The organism is Streptomyces sp. SS8 (assembly GCF_054072955.1).
This window is the reverse complement of sequence record NZ_JBSVCZ010000001.1, coordinates 127243-142859: the sequence shown is the minus strand read 5'-3', so window position 1 is coordinate 142859 and position 15617 is coordinate 127243. Positions and strand designations below refer to the sequence as shown.

At 71.4% G+C, this 15617-nt stretch carries 15 protein-coding genes; all 15 read left to right on the top strand.

Annotation, left to right across the window (positions count from 1 at the left end; all coding sequences use genetic code 11):
• The first annotated feature begins 172 nt into the window (after positions 1–172).
• Positions 173–682 carry a DUF6879 family protein gene (locus ACW69E_RS00615; protein ID WP_457496187.1) on the top strand — a complete coding sequence of 170 codons (510 nt, stop codon included), beginning with the start codon at positions 173–175 and terminating at the stop codon, positions 680–682.
• Positions 664–1512 carry a helix-turn-helix domain-containing protein gene (locus ACW69E_RS00610; protein WP_457496392.1) on the top strand — a complete coding sequence of 283 codons (849 nt, stop codon included), beginning with the start codon at positions 664–666 and terminating at the stop codon, positions 1510–1512. Before ACW69E_RS00615 ends, ACW69E_RS00610 begins: the two co-directional genes overlap by 19 nt.
• A 295-nt stretch (positions 1513–1807) precedes the next feature.
• Positions 1808–1945, top strand: coding sequence for a hypothetical protein (locus tag ACW69E_RS00605; protein WP_165869562.1), 138 nt, complete (start codon positions 1808–1810; stop codon positions 1943–1945).
• A 14-nt stretch (positions 1946–1959) separates the two neighbouring features.
• A complete protein-coding gene (locus ACW69E_RS00600; RefSeq protein WP_206348763.1) occupies positions 1960–3147 on the top strand; it encodes a cupin domain-containing protein in 1188 nt (395 codons plus the stop codon).
• A gap of 29 nt (positions 3148–3176) precedes the next feature.
• Entirely contained in the window at positions 3177–4049 is an 873-nt protein-coding gene (locus ACW69E_RS00595; RefSeq protein ID WP_457496186.1) for an aldo/keto reductase, read from the top strand.
• Positions 4030–4884: a hypothetical protein gene (locus ACW69E_RS00590; protein WP_457496185.1), complete on the top strand. Its 855-nt coding sequence runs from the start codon at positions 4030–4032 to the stop codon at positions 4882–4884. Before ACW69E_RS00595 ends, ACW69E_RS00590 begins: the two co-directional genes overlap by 20 nt.
• A gap of 118 nt (positions 4885–5002) precedes the next feature.
• Positions 5003–5431, top strand: a complete 429-nt coding sequence (locus ACW69E_RS00585) for a DUF5753 domain-containing protein (protein WP_457496184.1) — start codon at positions 5003–5005, stop codon at positions 5429–5431.
• Positions 5428–5649, top strand: coding sequence for a DUF397 domain-containing protein (locus tag ACW69E_RS00580; RefSeq protein WP_093849111.1), 222 nt, complete (start codon positions 5428–5430; stop codon positions 5647–5649). Before ACW69E_RS00585 ends, ACW69E_RS00580 begins: the two co-directional genes overlap by 4 nt.
• Positions 5650–5962: 313 nt before the next feature.
• Complete coding sequence (locus tag ACW69E_RS00575; RefSeq protein WP_457496183.1) at positions 5963–7135, top strand: helix-turn-helix domain-containing protein; 1173 nt, start codon at positions 5963–5965, stop codon at positions 7133–7135.
• 85 nt (positions 7136–7220) lie between these two features.
• A complete protein-coding gene (locus tag ACW69E_RS00570) occupies positions 7221–7817 on the top strand; it encodes a GNAT family N-acetyltransferase (protein WP_457496182.1) in 597 nt (198 codons plus the stop codon).
• A gap of 152 nt (positions 7818–7969) precedes the next feature.
• Positions 7970–8716, top strand: a complete 747-nt coding sequence (locus ACW69E_RS00565) for a TIGR03936 family radical SAM-associated protein (RefSeq protein ID WP_457496181.1) — start codon at positions 7970–7972, stop codon at positions 8714–8716.
• 240 nt (positions 8717–8956) lie between these two features.
• Complete coding sequence (locus ACW69E_RS00560; RefSeq protein ID WP_457496180.1) at positions 8957–13108, top strand: Rne/Rng family ribonuclease; 4152 nt, start codon at positions 8957–8959, stop codon at positions 13106–13108.
• Positions 13109–13363: 255 nt separating this feature from the next.
• On the top strand, positions 13364–13687 hold the full coding sequence (gene rplU / locus ACW69E_RS00555; protein ID WP_093654483.1) for a 50S ribosomal protein L21: 324 nt from the start codon (positions 13364–13366) through the stop codon (positions 13685–13687).
• 14 nt (positions 13688–13701) lie between these two features.
• Complete coding sequence (gene rpmA / locus ACW69E_RS00550) at positions 13702–13959, top strand: 50S ribosomal protein L27 (protein ID WP_206348754.1); 258 nt, start codon at positions 13702–13704, stop codon at positions 13957–13959.
• A 212-nt stretch (positions 13960–14171) separates the two neighbouring features.
• Positions 14172–15617 (top strand): GTPase ObgE, encoded by a 1446-nt coding sequence (gene obgE / locus ACW69E_RS00545; RefSeq protein WP_457496179.1) that lies wholly within the window; start codon positions 14172–14174, stop codon positions 15615–15617.

Genomic DNA, 15617 nt, shown 5'->3' with positions numbered 1-15617 from the left:
GACCCGAACTGCAAGAACGGCACGTGTCCGACGCTGTGGGGTACGGACGATGGCGGAAACTACGTGGTACAGGGGTACGTGATCACGGACCCTGAGCGGCTGGCGCAGCTCGATCTGCCCGAGGGAGAGACTGCCGTCACGATCCCGGCTGCGGTTCTTGAGGAGTATTTCGGTGCTCGAGGGTGATGAGTTCGGCCGTCTCTTCGAGACCTTCGAGCGCACGGCCTTCCGGTTGGAGACTCTCGCGGTCTACGACGTCGACGAGGAGCGCGAAGAGATCGAGAGGTTCCTCGCGGGCGAGGACATGGGGCCGGACTGGGACGACAATCCGTGGGTGCGCTCGATGACGGACAAGGGCAAGAGCGTGTCGCGCGTGCACGTCCTGCGTTCCCCGCTGACGGACTACCTCCGGTACGAACTGGCCGCGTACCCCGGAAACATCAAGGCGGGCGAATCCATCGGGATCATCGATCTTGCCGAGCGGGAAGTGACGGGCCTCCCCGATCACGACTTCTGGCTCTTCGACGACCGCGCCGTGTACCGGATGCACTACACGCCCGAAGGCAAGTTCATCGGTGGTGAGCCGCTGCCCGCTGATCGACTCATGGAGTACCGGGGTTACCGCGACGCGGCACTCGCCCACGCCGTGCCGTTCGCTTCCTACTGGGAGCGGCACCACTGACCACGGACTCGATCGGGAAAGCCCTGCGGGCGCTGCGGGACGCATCGGGACTGACCGGTGATTCTGTGGCCCGCAGGGCTTCCATGTCCGCAGGGAAACTCTCGAGAATCGAGAACGGCAGGGTTCTTCCCACCGTCCAGGACGTCGATCTGATCCTTTCGGCGCTCGACGTCTCGGGTGAGGTGAAGGAAAATTTCCTCGCGACTGCCAGAGTAGAGGCTACGGAGGCGACAGCATGGCGCCTGCTGCGCCGCATGGGGCCATGGAAACACCAGAACACCATCAAGGCCATTGAAAGCAGCACGTCTTTGCTCAGGCTGTTTCAGGGACAGCTCATTCCCGGACTCCTCCAGACGCCGGAATACGCCACAGCGGTGTTCTCCCTGCCACCCGCGTTGCCGGAGGAGACCAGGAACCGAACGGTGGCCGCCAGACTGGAGCGGCAGGCGACGCTGTACGAGGACGGCCGATCGTTCCACTTCGTCATCTGCGAACACGTTCTGCGATGGCTGGTCTGCGAGCCGGCTGTCATGGCTACCCAACTGGATCGGGTCGTGTCCCTCTCCCGGCTTCCCAACGTGAGCATCGGCGTCGTGCCGCTGACTGGCCGGATGCCCGACTTCCCCATGACGTGCTTCAGCATCCACGATGACCGGCTTGTGATCGTCGAGACGTTCCACTCGGAGATCACCACGCGTGAACCCAGAGACATCCAGACGTACATCGAGATCTTCGGCCGCTTCTCCGCTGTGGCGCTCCACGGGGACGACATGCGCTGTCTCGTCGAGGGCATCCGAGACGATTTCTTGCCTCAACGGGAAAGAGGGTAGGACTGCCCCGCCAGACCCCCGAGGATGGGTGACGCAACAGAGCGCAGGCGGGGGCAGTTGCGCGAGTGAAAAGGATGATGGCGAAATCCGAGCCCGCGTATCCGGTACTTCCCCTTTCCAGCCGGAACCCGCGCCGGGTGTGGCATGTGCGCGGCGCTGGTCCAGCAGTGTCGGGCAGCCGTGACAGGGGCGAAGCGCCGGTGGTGACGAACGCCGGAGTGGAGTTCCCGAACCACCCGCATCCCGAGCTTCCCGCCTGATTCCCGGCGGGAGTCCCGAGAAGAGAGGTAAGCCGATGGATAAGCAGAGCACCGTCTTGGCCACCCCCGCGGGGGGTGGACTGCTCATCGCGAAGCGGAAGATCGTGGCCGCGCGCACCCGCGCCGAGCAGGAGTCGGACATCAGCAGTGGCCGTTCCGACGGCAACGACTGACGGGAGCGCCCACGTTGCTTGACGCAGCCTCGTGGGCGGGGCGTCTGGGCGGGGACGCGTTCCTCGCCCGGACGTACCACCGCTCCTACGCGCACTTCCCCAGGATCGCTGACGGGGCGGGCCTGTTCTCCTGGGACGACCTGAACCGGATCATCGCCACGCAGCGGCTGGAGCCGCCCCGGCTGCGCCTGTCGGCGGATGGCGAGATGGTCCCGCTGCACCGCTACGCGATCCCGACCACGAACCGCCGCGCGGTCACCTGGTCCCGTATCCAGCCGTCCGACTTCCACGCGCAGCTCAGGGATGGGGCATCGCTGGTCCTCGATGCGGTAGAGAAGATCCACCCCGCTGTGGGGGCGGCTGCCGAGGGGCTGGAACGCTTCCTCGGGACTTCTGTGCAGGTCAACGTGTACGCCTCGTGGACCGAGCGGGAGGGCTTCGGTCGGCACTGGGACGACCATGATGTCGTCGTGGTCCAGTTGCACGGCTCGAAGCGGTGGCGTTTGTGGGGGGCGACCCGTGAGGCGCCCACTTTCCGGGATGTAGAGCCGCCAAAGGAGCCGGAGGGCGAGCCGGTGGCGGACCTCGTCCTGTCCCCGGGGGACGTGCTCTATCTGCCACGCGGCTGGTGGCACGCGGTCACCGCCGACCAGGGGACGGAATCCCTTCACCTCACGTTCGGTATGGTCCCGCACACGGGTGCCGACCTGATGCTGTGGGTCGTCGATCAGCTCCGGGCGTCCCTCGCGCTGCGCAGGGACATTCCGCGCTTCGGCTCGCCGACGGAACGGTCGGACTTCATTGACGCGGTACGCCGCGAGGTGGCCGACATGATGGCGGACCCGCAGCTCGTGGAACGGTGGGCGGAGTCGATCGACACGACCGACCGGGGCCACGCGATCCCGTCCCTGCCGTATGTGGGCGGGCTCCCCGCACTACGGGAGATCACGGTGAAGCTCACCGCTCCGAGAGGCCGCCTGACGGCGAACCCGGCACAGGGCACGGTCACCTTCTCGGCAGCCGGTACCGCTTGGGAATTCGCCGAACCCGCCGCGCCCGCGCTGGGCGCGCTGCTGACCAACCAGCCGACCACGCTCGGCGAACTCGCCGACTCCGCGGGACTGGAGGCCAAGGACGTAGCCGAACTGCTCTCCGTCCTCATTGACGGCCATGCCGTCGCAGTCGTGGGTACGGCGCTGTGACCGCCGTACTCTCCCTGGGGACATACCGCGTGCGTGCCGTCAGCCAGGCGGCACGCACCGCCCTGGCTGCCGGTAGCCCATGGGTGGACACGGCACCCAACTACGCCTATGGCCGGGCGCATGAGGAACTGCGCCTGGTTCTCGGGGAGTACCCGACCGTGCGGGTAGCCACGAAGACGGGGTTCTTCACGGCGGAGCAAGGCCGCACCGCCCTGACCGAGGGCGTGCTCACCCGAGAAGAGGCGGCCAGTAGGCACAGCCTTGAACGGCACTTCGTCCGCTGGCAGACGGAGCGATCCTTGGCCGCGCTCGGGCGCGTGGACCTTGTGTTCGTGCACAACCCCGAGCACCACGGGCACGGCCTTGACCGTGCCGTTCTGCACGGGCGTGTACGGGAAGCCTTCACGGCGCTGGAAGAGTTCGCCCATGCGGGCAGGATCGGCGGGTACGGCGTCGCCACCTGGTCGGGCCTGACCTCCGGAGCGCTCAGCGTGCCCGAGTTGCTCACGCTCGCCCAGCAGGCGGCCGGTTCCGCCGAGCACCACTTCACGGGCTTGCAGATACCCGTCAGCCTGATCATGGATGCCCCGATCACACAGGCCCTGAACGGTGGCGGACCACTGGTACAGGCGAAGGACGCGGGGCTGATCACCTTCGGCTCCGCTCCCCTGCACGGAGGCGAACTCCTCGACGCCGTGACACCCGAACTGGTGAACCTCATCCGCCCCGGCCTGTCGGCCGCAGCCGCTGCCCTGCTGGCCGCTGGCTCGTGCCCTGGTCTCGATGTCGTCCTCACCTCCGCGAGCACCTGCGAGCACTGGGACGATGTGGCCAAGGCTCTGGCCGCGCCGCTGACGGCCCGGGAACTCAGGAAGGTGACGGATGAACTCGCCGGTGAATGAGGAGGTGCGGGCCCTGATGGAGGCCGCCCATGACCGGGCGGCCAAGGAACTCGGCCTCACCTGCACGGGGCCGCCGTCGTGGGGCTTCCTCGGTGTCACCCTCGGACGCCGAGCGGGAGACCGGTGGCTGAGGGTGAGCCGGACGGCGAAGAGGAACGCGGGCAGGAAGCGAGGGGAGGGCATCGTCGGCGCCTCTGAACTGGTGCCTGACGGCGTCCCCCGCCCCCGCCTGTACGAGGTGCACGACTGGACTGACAGGGAATGGGCCTTCGAGGCGGAAGTCCTGGACTACCTCACGCAACCCGTGGTGTCCCCGGATCGAGCCGACATCGACCATGATCCCGGGCTGCCCGACGAGTGGTGGGCGGACCTTCGCCAAGCCCTTGCCCTGCTCACTGAAGCGGAGGGTGTGAGGATGACCGTTCGGGACGTGTGGATCGAACGAGCCTTCCCGCAGTTCCTCGGAGTCCCGGCCCCCGCCGAGGTGAAGCGGGTGACCGGTCACGGTGATCTGCACTGGGGCAACCTCACCGCCGCACCTCTCACCTTGCTGGACTGGGAGCGGTGGGGTCTGGTGCCGTTCGGCTACGACGCGGGGCTCCTCCACGCCAACAGCCTGCTCGTTCCTGGCGTGGCCGCCCGCATCCGCGAGGAGTTCGCGCCGGTCCTCGACACTCCCGCCGGCCGGATCGGGGAGCTCACGGCCCTGGCGGAGATGCTGCAAGCCGTAGCCCGTGGCTGGTACCCCGATCTCGCCCCCCGGCTTGCCGCCCGCGCGGAAGCTCTCACCGGAGTGCGCCCACCCGTCCCGGTGCACTCCGAAGTCGCCGGCTGAAGGGCTCACCCTGTTGCCGAGGCCCCGGCGCATCTCCTCGCGCCGGGGCCCTGGTTTTCGGCTTCTGTGTCCATATGCGTTTGTTTGGGCGTTCTCTGTCAGGGGAGCGGGAGATCAGGTGGAGTCTCTCGCGGCGAAGTGCTGCCAGACCATACGGCAGGGAGCCCTGATTCGCAGCGCCCCGCTCAGCCTCTGGTGCATCCTGGACGAAGCCGCGCTACGCCGTGTCGTGGGCGGGCTGGAGGTCATGAAGAGCCAGCTCGAACGGCTACTGGAGGTGGCAGAAGAGCACGGTCACGTAGTCGTCCAGGTGCTCCCCTTCGAAGCGGGTGCTCATGCCGGCATCGACGGTTCTTTCCAGCTCCTCCACTTCCCGGCCGGATCACCGGTTGCCATCGTCGAGACGAAGACAACCTCTCTGCACCTGGGGGAGGATGGAGACGTGGACCGTTACCAGTCCGCTCTCGGCCCCCTCCGTACGCAGGCCCTCGATGCGCAAGCGACCCGTCGCTTCATCCAAGAACTGATCAAGGACTGCCGTATATGAAGAAGAGCGTCGATCTGACCAACGCCGTCTGGGCCAAGAGTGAACTGTCCAACGGAGGCAACAACTGCCTGGAGGTCGCGTTCGTTGACGGAGTCGTGGCGCTGCGCGACTCCAAGGACGTCGGCGACCCGGACGCGCAGGTCCTGATCATCTCCCGTAAGGACTACGAGCTGTTCACCGAGAGTGTTCGAGCGGGGCAGAAGAGCTTGCTGCCCTGAACCCGCTCCCGAGCGCGTAGCCCGGCCTCGCTCCCTGGGCGTGGGGCCGGGCTACTGTATCGGCCTGAATGCGCCCAGGGTTCACAGACGGCTACTGAGCCAGACCGGCTCGACCGTCGAGGAGCCGCTGCTTCTGAGGGCCGTCAACGCTGCAATCGGTGGTAACAGATGCTCGTAGGTGAACGCCCGTCGACGGCGAGAGCCCCGCTCACGTGCTACGGGGACATTTGACTCGTACAGCTCGCACCCAAGGCACGGGTAGAAGCCCCTGAGAGCATGGAGACTGGGACAACCGACCAGGAAGACATGGCGCATGAGTGCGGAGATCACCACGCCCGGGCCCGGCGCGAACGTCAAGGTTCTGCGTCTGCGGCGGGGTTGGCTGCAGGACCAGCTCGCCGCCAGGGCCGGTATGTCGAAGTCAATGCTCGGGAAGATCGAGCGAGGCGACCGGCCGCTCACCCAGAGCATGGGGGCGGCGCTCGCGAACGCCTTCGGGATCACGCTGGACGAGCTGCTGGGGCAGGCTCCGGTACGGACCGGCGACGAGGACCGGCTGAAAGAGCTGCGGACCGTCATGCGGCGCTTCGATCTCCCGACCGGTGAGCCGGTTCAGGATGACCGGATCGAGCGGGATCTCGCCGAGCTGTTCCGTCTGCGCGGTGACGACGACCTCTCCGCCGTGACCCGGGCCCTGCCCGGCCTGTTGCGGCGGGTGCAGGACCATGCCCACGGCACAGGACTGCCCGAGGACTGGGCAAAGGTCGCCGACGTGTACAGCGCGGTCTACTGGCTGGCGGCCCGGCACCGCTGGATGACACTCGCGGAGCTGGCGGTCACCAGGCAGGGGCAGGCGGCGGAGCGGGCGAACGCCCTGACCCGTGCCGTGGCGGCTCGTGACGAGGCCGGAACCTTCCTCAACGGCGGCGACTTCGCCGGAGGGCTGGCCCTGGTGGACCATGCGGTCGTGCTCGCCGAATCCACCATGCGGGGCAGGCCGCGCCACCTCGCACTGGGGCTGCTGCACCTCAGGGGGATGACCCTGGCGGGCCGGCTGCGGGACGACCGGACCGCCGAACGGCACATCAAGGCCGCACGGGAGGCCGCGGAGGCCGTCGGCACCGATGTCAACGTGCAGGGCGTGCACTTCGGCCCGGAGAACACGGTCACCCATGTGGTGGCGACCCGGGTGGACCTGAAGAGGAACACCGAGGCGCTGGAGGACGGAGAGAGGTATCTCCGCAGCGGGTACTCGCTGCCCGCGACCCGCATCGGCCCGCTCCACATGAACATCGCCAGGGCGAAACTGGCCCTGAAGGACCGGGACGGGGCGGTGGACTCCCTCATGGCGGCCTGGAGCGCCGCGCCGCAGATGGCGAAGGTGCACCCCACCAGTCAGGAATTGAGCAGGGTGCTCGTCTCCCTGCACCGGCGGAGCAACCCGAGGATCAACACTCTGGCGAAGAGGGCGGGCATCCACCTCTGACAGCGCATGACGGGCGGCATCGGAGGGAAGGCCCGGTCAGGGGCACCCGCTGGCCGGGGGCGGGGCGCGCTGACACACTGGCCGCATGCCCGAGCTGATCCTCCCCGACCCGCGCGTCCACGCCTCCTTCCTGGAGGCGATGAAGGAGTTCGAGGCCGAGGGCCGCGGCGGGCCGCAGGACAACTCGATGCTCGGCCGCGACATCCTCCGCTACGGCGGGCGCTGGCACGACCCGGAGGTCTTCGCCGAGTACACCGCCGCCGTCCGCGCCGACGCGGAGGAGGGCAGCCCGCGCCCCGAGGGCCACGTCCCGTGCACCACGCTGTGGTGGGTCGACGGTGACACCTACCTCGGCCGTATCGCCGTCCGCCACCGGCTCAACGGCTTCCTGCTCGACTACGGCGGCCACATCGGCTACGACGTCCGCGCCTGTGCCCGCCGCCGCGGCCACGCCACCGCGATGCTGCGCGCCGCCCTGCCCGTCGTCCACTCCCTCGGCATCGACCCGGTGCTGGTCACCTGCGACGACACCAACACCGCCTCCCGCCGCGTCATCGAGAAGTGCGGGGGTGTCTTCGAGGACCGGCGGGGGAAGAAACTGCGGTACTGGATCGCCACGGGACCAGCCGCGCCGCAGGTGCGCGAGGCCGGTCCGGGAGAGGGCGGGGCCGCCGGCGAGTAGGCTGGTGGGTAGGTACGGGCCTACCGGCCCCGCACCGGCGGGGACGGCCCGGCCGCCAGTGTTCGACCGAGGGGCGCTCGTCGCGCCACCCCGCAGCAAGGAGAAGGATCCTGGGCAAGCGACAGCCCGAAGGCCCGCCGCCCGCACCCGCGGTGCAGCGCATCCGCCTGCGTTACACCAAGCGCGGCCGCCTCCGGTTCACCAGCCACCGCGACTTCCAGCGCGCTTTCGAGCGGGCGCTGCGCCGGGCCGAGGTGCCCATGGCGTACTCCGCGGGCTTCACCCCGCACCCGAAGGTCTCGTACGCGAACGCGGCGCCGACCGGCACGGGCAGCGAGGCCGAGTACCTGGAGATCGCCCTCACCGAGCGGCGCGACCCGGAGGTGCTGCGGCGGCTGCTCGACGAGTCGCTGCCCGACGGACTCGACGTCGTCGACGCGGTGGAGGCGCACACCAGCGGCTTCGCCGACCGTCTGACGGCCTCCCGCTGGGAGCTGCGGCTCGACGGGGTGGAGCCGGAGGAGGCCCGCAAGGCGGTGGAGGTCTTCCTCGCGGCGGACTCGGTCGAGGTCCGCAGGCAGACCAAGAAGGGCGTGCGCACCTTCGACACACGTGCCGCCGTGGCCTCGCTGGAGGCCGACCCGGCCGGGTCCGATAGGCCCGGCGAGGGTCCCTGTGCGATACTGCGCCTGGTGGTACGGCACCTGACACCTGCCGTACGACCCGACGACGTCCTGTCCGGCCTCCGAGCTACGGCCGACCTGGCGCCGCCGGTCCCCGCAGCGGTGACCAGGCTGGCGCAGGGGCCGCTCGATGAGGAGACCGGCACGGTGACCGATCCGCTTGCGCCCGACCGCGACGCAACCCCCGCCGCGACGGTGCCGGACGGCACCGCGTAAGGCCGACGCCGCCGCGCCGCCGATGTGCGAGGCACCAGGGAGCCACCCGGGTCCGGCCGTCAGGCAGGCGCATCCACCAGCAGACTTTCGCCGTGTCCGGGCCCGACGGCACGGAACCGGCGAGCGAGACGACAGCTCCCGTGCGGCGCCCGCGCCCCGGACAGCGGCCCGCGCACATCACGCGGAGCCCGGCCGGATCGAGGCACGGCGCCCGGGAGCGTGAACGGGAGAACCGCCCGCATGCGCGAGCCCATGGAATCCGCGGAGTCCACATCCGCGGAGAACACCGACACCACGCCCGCAGTGCCCGCCGTGACCGGAACGGAGGCGGAGTCCGGGCAGAGCGGCCCCGGCGACACGCTGCCGCCGCGCCGGCGCCGCCGCGCCGTGTCCCGCCCGGCGGGACCGCCCGCTGCGGCCTCGGCCGGGCCGGAGGTCGTCACCACGGCGACCACCGCCGTACCGGCCGGGGACGCGCCGGCGCAGGCCGGCGAGCCCGAGCCCGCCGCCGAACCCGCCGCCGAGGCGCAGGCCGCGCCCGCGCGGCCCAGGCGCCGCGCCGTCCGCCGCGCCTCCGCCCCGGCGGGTCCGCCGCAGGCGGCCGAGACGGTGGTGCCCGCCGAGCCGGCGGACGCGGGGCCGGAGCCCGCCGCCGTTGCCCCCGAGCCGACCGTTGCCCCCGAGCCCGCCGCGGCCGATGAGCAGCCGGCCCCGGCGCGTACGCGCCGCCGCGCCACCCGCCGCGCCTCCGCCCCCGCGGGTCCGCCGCAGGCGGCCGCGCAGGGCGCTGAGCGGGAGGAGCCCGCCGCGGAGGCCGCGGAACCGGCCGAGCCCGTCGCGTCGGCCGCCGAGGAGCAGCAGGCGCCCGCCCGCGCCCGGCGGCGTACCCGCAGGACCGCGGAGAAGGCCGACCGGCAGGAGACCGTCCAGCAGGAGGCCGGGCAGGAGAAGCCCGCCGCCGAAGAGCCGGCCCGGGTGCCGGCCGAGGGCTCTGCCGGGTCCCCGGCAGAGGCGGAGAAGCCCGCGCGGAGCCGGAAGTCCGCGAAGGTGCGGGCGGCCGAGGCCGCCGAGGCGGAGAAGCCCGCGCAGGCCGCCGGGACCGAGCCCGCCGCCGAGCCCGCTCCTTCCCGGCGCTCCCGCAGGAAGCCCCCGATGGCGCCGGTGGCGGTGTTCCAGGCGCCCGTGTTCGCCGAGCCGGTCTTCCAGACCCCGGAGACCGTGGCGGCGGCCGCCGCCGAGTCCGGCGAGGAGGAGGAGCCGGAGACCTTCGAGGAGCACGGGACCGAGGCCGGCGACACCGCGGAGGCCGAGCGCGAGGACCGCTCCGCGGCCCGCCGCCGTCGTCGCCGCCGCAGGAGCGGCGAGCCCGCCGAGCAGGAGGAGCGGGACGAGCAGCCCGCCGCCGGGGCCGGGGAGACCCCGGAGGCCGGGGCCGGGTCCGCGGACGCCGAGGAGGACGGCGGGGAGGACGAGGAACCCTACGGCCGGGGCGAGGCCGGCGAGGGCGAGGAGCGTCCCTCGCGCCGCCGCCGCCGTGGCGGACGCCGCCGCCGTCGCGGCTCCGACGCCGAGACCTCCGAGGACGCCGGTGAGGGCGAGGAGGGCGACGAGACCCGCGAGAGCGCCGGGGAGAGCGGGGCAGTGGCCGACGGGGACGGCCGGGAGGACGAGGAGCGGGGCGAGGACGCCGAGGAGTACCAGGGCGGCTCCAGCAGCACCTCTCGTCGCCGTCGCCGTCGTCGCCGCCGCAGCGGCGAGGCCGAGCCCCAGGCCGCCGAGGCGGCCCCGGACGACCCGGAGCGCACGGTCGTCAAGGTGCGCGAGCCGCGGAAGAAGAAGGACGAGCCCTCCGAGAGCTCCGACGGCGTGCAGTCCATCAAGGGCTCCACCCGGCTGGAGGCCAAGAAGCAGCGCCGCCGCGAGGGCCGCGAGCAGGGCCGCCGCCGTGTCCCGATCATCACCGAGGCCGAGTTCCTGGCCCGCCGCGAGGCCGTCGAGCGCGTCATGGTCGTCCGCCAGAGCGGCGAGCGCACCCAGATCGGGGTGCTGGAGGACGGCGTTCTCGTCGAGCACTTCGTCAACAAGGAGCAGGCCACCAGCTACGTCGGCAACGTCTACCTGGGCAAGGTCCAGAACGTCCTGCCGTCGATGGAGGCCGCCTTCGTCGACATCGGCAAGGGGCGCAACGCCGTCCTGTACGCCGGTGAGGTGAACTTCGAGGCGCTGGGCCTGTCCGGCGGTCCGCGCCGGATCGAGACCGCGCTCAAGTCCGGCCAGTCCGTCCTGGTCCAGGTGACCAAGGACCCGATCGGCCACAAGGGCGCCCGGCTGACCAGCCAGGTCTCCCTCCCCGGCCGCTACCTGGTCTACGTGCCCGAGGGCTCGATGACCGGCATCAGCCGCAAGCTGCCGGACACCGAGCGGGCCCGCCTCAAGCAGATCCTCAAGCGGATCGTCCCCGAGGACGCGGGCGTCATCGTCCGCACCGCCGCCGAGGGCGCCAGCGAGGACGAGCTGCGCCGCGACGTCGAGCGGCTCCAGGCGCAGTGGGAGGAGATCCAGAAGAAGGCCCGCAAGGGCGGCGCGCCGACGCTGCTCTACGGCGAGCCGGACATGACCGTGCGGGTCGTCCGCGACATCTTCAACGAGGACTTCTCCAAGGTCGTCATCAGCGGCGACCAGGCGTGGGAGACGATCCACGGATACGTCTCGCACGTCGCGCCGGACCTCGCCGACCGGCTCCAGCGCTGGACCTCCGAGGTGGACGTCTTCGCCACCTACCGGATCGACGAGCAGCTGATGAAGGCGCTGGACCGCAAGGTCTGGCTGCCCAGCGGCGGATCGCTGGTCATCGACCGCACCGAGGCGATGGTCGTGATCGACGTCAACACCGGCAAGTTCACCGGTCAGGGCGGCAACCTGGAGGAGACGGTCACCAGGAACAACCTGGAGGCGGCCGAGGAGATCGTGCGCCAGCTCAGGCTGCGCGACCTCGGCGGCATCATCGTGATCGACTTCATCGACATGGTGCTGGAGTCCAACCGCGATCTGGTGATGCGGCGTCTGCTGGAGTGCCTGGGCCGCGACCGCACCAAGCACCAGGTGGCCGAGGTCACCTCGCTGGGGCTGGTCCAGATGACGCGCAAGCGGGTCGGCCAGGGGCTGCTGGAGTCCTTCTCCGAGACCTGTGTGCACTGCAACGGCCGGGGCCTGATCGTCCACATGGACCAGGTGCAGACCCAGGGCGGCGGCGGTGGCGGCAAGCGCGGCAGGAAGAAGGGCAAGGCCGCGGCCCAGCAGCCCGAGGCACTCGTCGAGGTCCCCGCCGCCGAGGAGCCGGCCGAGGCCCCCGCGCCCTCCGTGGAGGAGCCCGCGGCCGAGACGCCCGCCGAGGTGGCGGCGGAGGCCGCCGCGCCGACCGCGCTGCCGGAGCCGGAGTTCGTCCCGGACGAGGAGCTGTACAGCAGCGCCGCCGAGGCCGAGGAGGCCGCCCGGCGCGGCCGCAGGCGGCGGCGCACCGGCGGGCGCAAGGTGTCGGCTCCGGCGGGTCCGCCGAAGGCGGCTGCCGAGGTGGAGGCCGCGGTGACGGTGGTTCCGGCGGCCGATGAGGCGCCGCAGGCGCCTGCGGAGGAGCCGGCCGAGGCGGTGGCGGAGCCCGTGGAGGCCCTGTCCGAGGCCGCCGTGTCCGAGACCGCCGCGCCCGAGCCGGCCGCCGAGGCGGCGCCGCGTACCCGGCGCCGTGGTGCGCGCAAGGTGTCGGCTCCGGCGGGTCCGCCGAAGGCGGCCGCCGAGGTGGAGGCCGCGGTGACGGTGGTTCCGGCGGCCGACGAGGCGCCGCAGGCACCCGTGGAGGAGCCGGCCGAGATGGCGGCGGAGCCCGCCCCCGAGCCCGCCGCGCCGGCCCGTCCCCGCCGTCGTGTGGTGCGCCGTGCGGCGGCCCCGGCCGGATCTCCGGAGACGGCCGAGATCACCGAGCCCGCGATCCCCTCCGCCGGGCCCGCGGCCGAACCGGAGCCGGTCGCCGAGGCGCCGGCCGAGGTCTCCGGGGAGGCCCCCTCCCAGTCGGACGGGGAGGCTTCCGCCGAGGAGGCCGCTCCGGCGAAGAAGACGGCCCGCAAGACGGCCAAGAAGGCGGCCGCCAAGAAGACCGCGTCCACGGCGAAGAAGACCACCGCCAAGACGGCGGCCTCCAAGACCGCCGCCAAGAAGACGACGGCCAAGAAGGCGGCCGCCAAGAAGACCTCGGCGTCGGCGGCCAAGAAGACGACGGCGAAGAAGGCCGCGACCAAGACGGCGGCCTCCAAGACCGCCGCGAAGAAGACGGCCGCCCGCAGGACGGCGGCGGCCGAGCAGCAGAACCCGCCGTCCGTCTCGGCCCCGGCCGAGGACTGACGGAGGAAGGACCGGCCCCGGACGCCCATCGGCGTCCGGGGCCGGTTTGACCCCCCGCGACAAAGCCCCGTAACCTTGACTGTCGCGGCGTGTCGATGGACACGCCAGGCTCCTGAGCAAATCCCTCCACGCACTCCGCGAGGTGTCGCGTGAGCGCGAGGAGAGGCCGCTCAATCCACTCGGATCCGCACGGGCCCAGCCCGTGGCGAGCGGCTGGCATCAGGGGCCCCACCCACGAGCGAGAGAGAGTTCCGCGTGTACGCGATCGTGCGCACCGGCGGCCGCCAGCAGAAGGTGTCCGTCGGCGACGTCATTGAGGTTGACCGTATCTCCACCAGCAAGGTCGGCGACAGCGTCGAGCTCTCGACCCTGCTCATCGTCGATGGCGACGCGGTCACCAGCGACCCGTGGGTCCTGGCCGGCGTGAAGGTCCACGCCGAGGTCGTGGACCACCACAAGGGCGCCAAGATCGACATCATGAAGTACAAGAACAAGACCGGCTACCGCAAGCGGATCGGTCACCGTCAGCTGCACACCGCGCTGAAGATCACCGGCATCGACGCCCCGGCGACGAAGTAAGGGACTGAGGAGAGATGGCACACAAGAAGGGCGCATCGTCCACTCGGAACGGTCGTGACTCCAACGCCCAGCGGCTCGGCGTGAAGCGCTTCGGCGGTCAGGTCGTCAACGCGGGCGAGATCCTGGTCCGCCAGCGCGGCACCCACTTCCACCCGGGCTCCGGCGTGGGCCGCGGCGGCGACGACACCCTGTTCGCGCTGGCCGCCGGCGCGGTGCAGTTCGGCACCGCTCGTGGCCGCAAGGTCGTGAACATCGTCCCGGTCGCCGAGTAACCACCGGCACCGGTACGACCCGCAGCACCCTCCGAGGGCGGACCGCCTCCCGTCCGTACGTGCCCCGCGCGTACGGACGGGGAAGCGGTTCCGCCCTCGGCGCGTTGTACGAAGGCGGCCCGTGCCGCCGCACCGGCGCGCGGCGCCGCCCCCGATCGGCGGATCCGCACCCCCCCGCACACCCCTAGAACACCAGCCTGGAGGCACCCGTCATGACCACCTTCGTGGACCGCGTCGAGTTGCACGTCGCCGCGGGTAACGGAGGCCACGGCTGTGCCTCCGTCCACCGTGAGAAGTTCAAGCCGCTGGGCGGCCCGGACGGCGGCAACGGCGGCCGGGGCGGGGACGTGATCCTCGTCGTCGACCAGTCCGTGACCACGCTGCTGGAGTACCACCACACCCCGCACCGCCGGGCGACCAACGGCAAGCCCGGCGAGGGCGGCAACCGCTCGGGCGCGGAGGGCAGTGACCTGGTGCTGCCTGTCCCGGACGGCACGGTCGTCCTGGACCGGCAGGGCAACGTGCTGGCCGACCTCGTCGGCCAGGGCACCACCTTCGTCGCCGGACGCGGCGGACGCGGCGGCCTGGGCAACGCCGCGCTGGCCTCGGCCCGCCGCAAGGCGCCGGGCTTCGCGCTGCTGGGCGAGCCGGGGGAGACCCGCGACATCGTCCTGGAGCTGAAGACGGTGGCGGACGTGGCCCTGGTCGGTTACCCGTCGGCGGGCAAGTCGTCCCTGATCTCCGTCCTCTCCGCGGCCAAGCCGAAGATCGCCGACTACCCCTTCACCACCCTGGTGCCCAACCTGGGCGTGGTGACGGCCGGCGCCACCGTCTACACCATCGCCGACGTACCCGGCCTGATCCCCGGCGCCAGCCAGGGCAAGGGACTGGGACTGGAGTTCCTGCGCCACGTCGAGCGCTGCGAGGTCCTGGTCCACGTGCTGGACTGCGCGACGCTGGAGTCCGAGCGCGACCCGGTGACCGACCTCGACGCCATCGAGGCCGAGCTGGCCCAGTACGGCGGCCTGGACGGCAGGCCGCGCGTGGTGGTGCTCAACAAGGTGGACATCCCCGACGGCCAGGACCTGGCCGACATCATCCGCCCCGACCTGGAGGCGCGCGGCTACCCGGTCTTCGAGGTCTCGGCCGTCAGCCGCAAGGGGCTCAAGGAGCTGTCCTTCGCACTGGCGGGGATCGTGGAGGAGGCGCGTGCGGCCAGGCCGAAGGAGGAGGCGACCCGCATCGTCATCCGCCCCCAGGCCGTGGACGACGCCGGCTTCACCGTCACCCAGGAGGGCGACGGCTTCTTCCGGGTGCGCGGCGAGAAGCCGGAGCGCTGGGTGCGCCAGACCGACTTCAGCAACGACGAGGCCGTCGGCTACCTCGCCGACCGGCTCAACCGCCTCGGCGTCGAGGACGAGCTGATGAAGGCGGGCGCCCGCGAGGGCGACGGCGTGGCCATCGGTCCGGAGGAGAACGCGGTCGTCTTCGACTGGGAGCCCTCGGTGGCCGCGGGCGCGGAGATGCTCGGCCGCCGCGGTGAGGACCACCGCATGGACACCATCCGCCCGGCCGCCCAGCGCCGCCGCGACCGGGAGGCGGAGCGCGACGAGGCGCTGCGCGCGTACGAGGGCTTCGACCCCTTCGAGGAGCAGTAG